Source organism: Lentzea indica, from assembly GCF_012184385.1.
GTDB classification, from domain to species: Bacteria; Actinomycetota; Actinomycetes; order Mycobacteriales; family Pseudonocardiaceae; genus Lentzea; species Lentzea indica.
In genome coordinates, this window is the sequence record NZ_VSRL01000389.1 from 1 (window position 1) to 5,843 (window position 5,843).

At 67.8% G+C, this 5,843-nt stretch carries 5 protein-coding genes and 2 pseudogenes; 2 read left to right on the top strand and 5 right to left on the bottom strand.

The window, feature by feature from the left end; translation table 11 throughout:
- Both FXN61_RS46620 and FXN61_RS46625 read right to left on the bottom strand, forming a co-directional pair.
- Nucleotides 1–473: pseudogene (locus tag FXN61_RS46620) on the bottom strand (hypothetical protein); the annotation flags it as partial.
- Complete coding sequence (locus FXN61_RS46625; RefSeq protein ID WP_167980215.1) at nt 448–1,038, bottom strand: hypothetical protein; 591 nt, start codon at nt 1,036–1,038, stop codon at nt 448–450. The pseudogene FXN61_RS46620 and the gene FXN61_RS46625, both read right to left, overlap by 26 nt.
- Nucleotides 1,039–1,255: 217 nt before the next feature.
- Between FXN61_RS46625 and FXN61_RS46630 the strand changes: the two genes are divergently transcribed.
- A complete protein-coding gene (locus FXN61_RS46630) occupies nt 1,256–2,236 on the top strand; it encodes an esterase/lipase family protein (RefSeq protein WP_312878534.1) in 981 nt (326 codons plus the stop codon).
- A 208-nt stretch (nt 2,237–2,444) separates the two neighbouring features.
- Nucleotides 2,445–3,236 (top strand): M23 family metallopeptidase, encoded by a 792-nt coding sequence (locus FXN61_RS46635; protein ID WP_167980216.1) that lies wholly within the window; start codon nt 2,445–2,447, stop codon nt 3,234–3,236.
- A gap of 125 nt (nt 3,237–3,361) precedes the next feature.
- On the opposite strand, the gene FXN61_RS46640 is transcribed toward FXN61_RS46635, so the two are convergent.
- The 3 genes and pseudogenes from FXN61_RS46640 to FXN61_RS56830 all read right to left on the bottom strand — a co-directional run.
- A complete protein-coding gene (locus FXN61_RS46640; protein ID WP_167980217.1) occupies nt 3,362–3,610 on the bottom strand; it encodes a hypothetical protein in 249 nt (82 codons plus the stop codon).
- Nucleotides 3,611–4,214: 604 nt separating this feature from the next.
- A complete protein-coding gene (locus tag FXN61_RS56825; RefSeq protein ID WP_446684964.1) occupies nt 4,215–4,736 on the bottom strand; it encodes a transposase in 522 nt (173 codons plus the stop codon).
- A 74-nt stretch (nt 4,737–4,810) separates the two neighbouring features.
- Nucleotides 4,811–5,278: pseudogene (locus FXN61_RS56830) on the bottom strand (IS110 family transposase); the annotation flags it as partial.
- Nucleotides 5,279–5,843: the final 565 nt, after the last annotated feature.

Below are 5,843 nucleotides of genomic sequence, written 5' to 3' on the forward strand. Positions count from 1 at the left end.
CACCACGCGAGACCGGCCGGCCAGAGCAGGTTCGCGGACGCCAGCTCGGGCGCCTCGCCACCCGTGGTGAGGACGAGCTGCGGCACGACCGCGCCGATGAGCATCGCAGCGGCGGCGAGCACGCTGAGGACACCTGCCGCCACGTGCATGCGCCGGACCGACGGCAACGTGAGGTCGCGCGTCTCGTCGCGCTTCCCGCGCAGCAGCCGCACCAACCTGGCGAGCAGGGGCAGGGCGGGCAGTGCCAGCGCGGCCAGCAAAGCGAGCACCGGGCCCACGGTGATGCCGAGACCGGAGGCGACGGTTCCCGCCACCAACCACGGCAGCACGACGCTGAGCAGGGCGAGCGACACGCCGAGAACGCCACCCTGGCGGGTGTCCGGGTCGGGCGAGCTGGCCGCGAGCGCGATCGCGAGCGCGCTGCGAGTGCCACCAGCAGCCCGCCGGTCAGCCCGAGCACCGGCAGGTCCCACGGCCCGCGGTCGAGCTGGAACGGGTCCGCCGACAGTGAACGGCTTGCCCAGGCAACCCGACCGTCGCCCAGGCGGCGGTGATCACGTGCAGGGCAACGAGGCCCGCAGGCTCCGACTCGTCCGCCGGCATGCCCGCGCGACCAGCCGCCAGCACACCGCCCGCGATCACCAGCACGTACCCGGCGATCAGCGACCACGCACCCGCCGCCGGGGTGACCGCGATGAGAGTGGACGGCCGGAACAGCTCAGGCCGTGCCACGGCCATCGCGTCGACGACGATCTGGAGGTCGCTGAGCAGGCGGCCGAAGGCGAACACGCCCACCGCGGCGATCAGCCCCGCGGCCACGAACGGCCTGCCGCGCATCAGCAGCACACCCGCGACCACCGGCGGCAACAGCGCCAGCAGGGCGAGCAGCGGCCACGACGTGTAGGCGGGTTCCGCTCCGTCGACCACGCCGAGCAGCGGGCCGGCCGCGAGAAGAAGGGAGCCTGCCGCGGCGAGGGCCCACGAGGTGCGCAGCCTGGCGGCCGCCGGGGTCTGGTTCTCGAGCTCGGTTCGAGTCATCGCGGGGGAACCTAGCAAGAGCGGTGGTGGGTTCCGTGTCACCAGTGATATCTGGTCGCACGGCGGTTGGGATATCCGGTCGCGCAGCGGTGACATCCGGTCGCGCGGCGATGGTGGAGCCGAACGGGCGCGACCTACTGAGACGAAATTCGTTCGCATGTGGAAAACATCTGCCGGGTACTGCTAGCCGGTGACTTCATCACTTACCGTCGCTGATGTGAGCGATAACAGCCGGTCGTGGATCACGCGTCTGACTGACGCAGTTCTCGACCGCGCCGGTTGGGGAGTGCACACCGCACGCGACGTCGCCGAAGAGGTCAAGGTCGCGTTGCGCGCCATGGCCACACCCGGCGGGATGCGCGGGGTCGCGATGGAAGCGGCCTGGTTGACGGCCCACACGGTGCTTTACCCGTGGGGGGCGATCACCGAGAAGCTGCGCCCGGACGGCCAGTTCCGGCACTACCGCACCGATGGCCTGCCACCACGCCAGCGCGGACTGGTGGTTTCGGCGATGGACGCGGCGGGCACCCCGATCGTGTTGGTGCATGGCATCGGGGACAACCGCTCCGCCTTCGCGGTGCTGTCGGGGGCACTGCGAAGGCGGGGCTTCGGGGTCGTACACGCCATCAACTACAGCGTGCTGACGGCGTTGACCGGGGACGTCCGCCGCTCGGCCGCGTTGCTGGGCGCACACATCGAGCGCATCTGCGAGCAGACCGGCGCGGATCAGGTGCACGTCGTCGGCCATTCGCTCGGCGGTCTCATCGCCAGGTACTACGTGCAACGGCTGCACGGCGACTCACGCGTCCGCACTCTCGTAACACTCGGAACGCCGCACAAAGGCACGCTCGCCGCTTATCTGCTGCCGACTCCGCTGACCAAGCAGCTGCGGCCCGGTTCCGAGCTCCTGGAAGAGCTCGCCGAGCCCTGCCGGCCGTGCGGCACGCGGTTCGTCGTCGTGTGGTCGGAGATGGATCAGATCATCGTCCCGCAGCGCAACGCCCGACTGGAGCACTCGTCATTACTCGTCGAGGAGCACCAGATACGTGATTCAGGTCACCTTTCTTTGCCGGTTGACACGAGGACGCTTCACGTAGTTGTGACTGCCATCACCCGATCGGATGACTCTTTGGGCCACCCCATCGCCGCTGGCGGCGAGGCGTGTCGGCCGCCCGAAGCTACCGACGGTCACAGTTGACAGTTGAAACCAGCTGGTTGCCGCCCGTTCGGACGACATAACGAACTGGGGTTTGCCCTCCGAGGCTCCCCGCCGTTACTGTCCCCCGGTCCGTTGTCACGGTCTGATCACAGAAGGACACCGAGTCAGAACCCCGAAATCTGACTCACCGGGAATCCCCCGCCCGGCGGTCCACAGATCAGGCTCCCCGAAGGCGGAAGGGCAAGCTTTGAGTCACCACCGCTCCCCCGGCGGCCATGAACGCAGTGCTGCGCTTGATGAGGCGGTCGACCGTGCCTCCACGCGCACCGTCAGCTCCCACAGGCTTCCCCCGCCACCGTCGGCGCTTCGCGGACGAATCGTCGTCGCCGCCGTCGCAGTAGGCGCTTTCGCCGCGGCAGGCGCAGGTCAGACCCTGCAGGCCGCCTCGGACGACAGCAAGAAGGACCTCCACCTCGCGAACCACTCCGACGGCGCCGCCACGTTCGACGGCGTTGGCGGTGACACCGCCTCCGCGCCGCAGATCCTCGCGGTCGCCAAGACGACGTCGGAAGGCTCCGCCGAGGCCGCCAAGCTCCTGCGCAGCCAGCAGCTCACCACCCAGCGCGAGGCCGCCGAGGCCGAGAAGAAGCGCCCGAAGTTCGTCCGCCCCGCCGCCGGTGACTTCACCTCCGGCTACGGCGGCCGCTGGGGCACCATGCACCTCGGCATCGACATCGCCGGCCCCATCGGCACCCCGATCCTCTCCGTCGCCGACGGAGAGGTGATCGAGGCGGGGCCCGCTTCCGGGTTCGGTCTCTGGGTTCGCGTGCAGCACGAGGACGGCACCATCACCGTCTACGGCCACGTCGACACGTTCAACGTCCGTGAGGGCCAGAAGGTCAAGGCGGGGCAGCAGATCGCCCGGATGGGCAACCGCGGTTTCTCCACCGGCCCTCACCTGCACTTCGAGGTCTGGAACCCGGGCGGCCAGAAGATCAACCCGCTGACGTGGCTCAACGCTCGTGGCGTGACCGTCTGATCTTCGGTTCTTCGGGGTTCTGGTTCGACCTTTGCTGAACTACGGCTCAGTAGCTTTCTGACGGCTTGTCTGCGGCTGACCCACCTCGCGGTGTGGGTCCGGGTGGTTCAGGGGCCTCACGTGGCTCAGGAGCCCCTGGCGTCGCTGTAGCGCTGCTCGTGCCGGATGAAGTAGTTGGCGGCTACCCGCCAGACCGAGCACATGTGTCTGCGCCATCGTGGGCCGCACGCCTTGCAGGCCCCGCTCTCTGTCGGCTCGTGCTGGCGGAGCAGAGTGCGCCATGCTGCGACCAGCCTTGCCGTTTCCGGAGATTCCAGCTGGTTGAGGATTGCGAACACACGTTCGTGCAGCACGTTCGCCAGTACGTGATCCATTTTGAGCTCTCCCGCGGGGTTGAAGGCCTCACGCGGTTGATGATGCTCTGGGGGTCTGACAATTTTTGACGCCTATGGGTCTGAGCTGCGTGGACCCAGGCTGAGTTGTGGGGCGGACAGTGCGGCCGGACCGCTCTCCCGTTCGGTCCGGCCGCACCTCGCCGCGAAGTTCGGCCCCCGCCGTCCCTTCGCTCCCCTTCGTCTGCAGGCTGCTCCCCCTTGCCTTGGGCCGCCCGAACGGTCCTTGGCTGTGCTGCTTGCGACACCCACATAGACGTACGAGTTGGCGCATCGTTGCGCTGGTTTTCGGGGATTTTTTTGGATTTGCCGGGTGGGGGTGAAGGTGCTGGTCAGGGCGGGGTGCTGTGTCTGGTTTGTGGTCTGTTGGGTGGTGTTGGGGGTGCCCTTTGGCGGGTCGCTTCAGTTCCGTAAGTCGTCCCCCGGTTGCGTCGGCGGTGGCGGTTTGTTGTCCGTTGGGGTGGTTGGGTTGCGTGCTGGTGTGCCGGTTGCTTTCTGGGGCTCCGCCCCAGACCCCGCCAATCTGATCAAAGACCTGTCCAGCGCCGTCGGCGGGTTGATGGCACGCCTGACGCTCCTATAGATGTCAAGCGGTGGCTGCGAGGTCTTTCATGATCGCGGTGTGGGCTTCGCGGAGGACGTAGCGTTTGAGGCAGCGGATGATGTCGCGTTTGGTGAGGCCTTGTTCGGTGCGTCGTTGCAGGTAGGCGTGGGTGCGTGGGCAGTAGCGGAGGCGGACGACGACGGCGACGTGCAGGACTCGGTTGGCTTGTCGTTCGCCGCCTTTGTTGAGGCGGTGCCGGTCGGTGCGTCCGGATGAGGCGGGTAGTGGTGCGACGCCGCAGAGTTTGGCGAAGGCTGCCTCGCTGTGGAGTCGTTCGGGGTTGTCGCCGGCAGTGACGAGGAGCTGGCCGGCGACGTCTGTGCCGATTCCGAGCAGGCTGACCAGGCTGGGGCGGTGGTCGCGACCAGGGGGTCGAGGTGTTTGTCGAGCTGGGTGATCTGCTGGTTGAGGTTGGTGATCCGCTCGGCCATGGCCTGTAGGGCGAGCATGGTGCCGTGGGTGGGGTTGGTGAGCCGGGCGAGGTCTGGGGTCAGGGCGGCGCAGGCGGTGAGTAGTGCCCTGCCTTTCTTGCCGCGCAAGGCTTCGCGGAGTGTGGCGGGCGCGGTGGTGATGAGGTTGGTGAGTTCGTTGCGGGCGGCGGTGCGGGCTTTGACCGCGCCGCCGCGGACGACTCGGAGTGCGCGGATGGACTCGACGGGTCCCGCGGCGGTTTTGGGTGTGGAGGTGTTGTCGCCGGACAGGGCGGTGCGGGCGGCGTTGATGGCGTCGATGACGTCGGATTTGCCGTGGTTGCGGCGTGTTCGGCGGTTGGGCCGGGAGACTTCGCGGACCTCGATGTTGTTGTGGCGCAGCAGGGTGGCGAGTTGTTTGCCGTAGGAGCCGGTGCCTTCGACGCCGACTTTGGTGACTGGGCCGAAGCCGGATAGCCAGTCGAACAGTTGTGTGCAGCCCTCGGGGGTGGCGGGGAACTCGGCGTCGCCCAGGACCTGGCCGTGGTGGTCCAGTGCGGCGGCGTGGTGGGTGTCGGTGTGGGTGTCGACCCCGCCGAACACCGTGATGTGGGTGCGGTCGTGCTGATGGGGCATTCTGAGACCTGTCGTCCTTGCTCGCTGAGACCTGGCTGGGACGGCACGCACCGGGCCGGGCGGGGCGGACAGAACAGAGATGGGTCCTGTGGCGACAGGCTCCTATCAGGTCACTTCCGCCCGCCTGGTGACGTGCAGCGAGACCACCCAGGCCGGACGACAGATCCGGCGAAGGACACCGCGGTCAGTTGCTTTGAGGGTCAGACCAGCCCAGGTGATCCCGCCACAACATCCTCTCTGTTGCTTTGGGCGGCTTGCGGCTGCGTAGGTGGTGCTGTTGGTGTGGGGTGGTCCCGTCACGAGTCGCACGGAGGCAGCCACACCCGAGGGGATAGGTCAAGTCGACGAAAAGCGTGTCGACTTGACCTATCCCCTCGGGCGCGGCACAACGCGTCAGCGCGACTCGTGACGGGACCACCCCACCCACGTTGTGTGTGAAGGACGGCTCGGCTTCGCCTTCGCGGTTGGCTCGGCTAATGAGTGCTGAGCCGGCCGTTTCTGGCAGGCTCGGCCTGTGGCCGCTGGTGGGTGAGCACTCTGGCTCGGTGGAGTTGTGGAGTCCTTG

What these genes read in the sequence shown, in the direction of transcription:
- FXN61_RS46625 (WP_167980215.1), bottom strand. Translation starts at nt 1,038, where the DNA reads ATGACTCGAACCGAGCTCGAGAACCAGACCCCGGCGGCCGCCAGGCTG.
- FXN61_RS46640 (WP_167980217.1), bottom strand. Translation starts at nt 3,610, where the DNA reads ATGGATCACGTACTGGCGAACGTGCTGCACGAACGTGTGTTCGCAATC.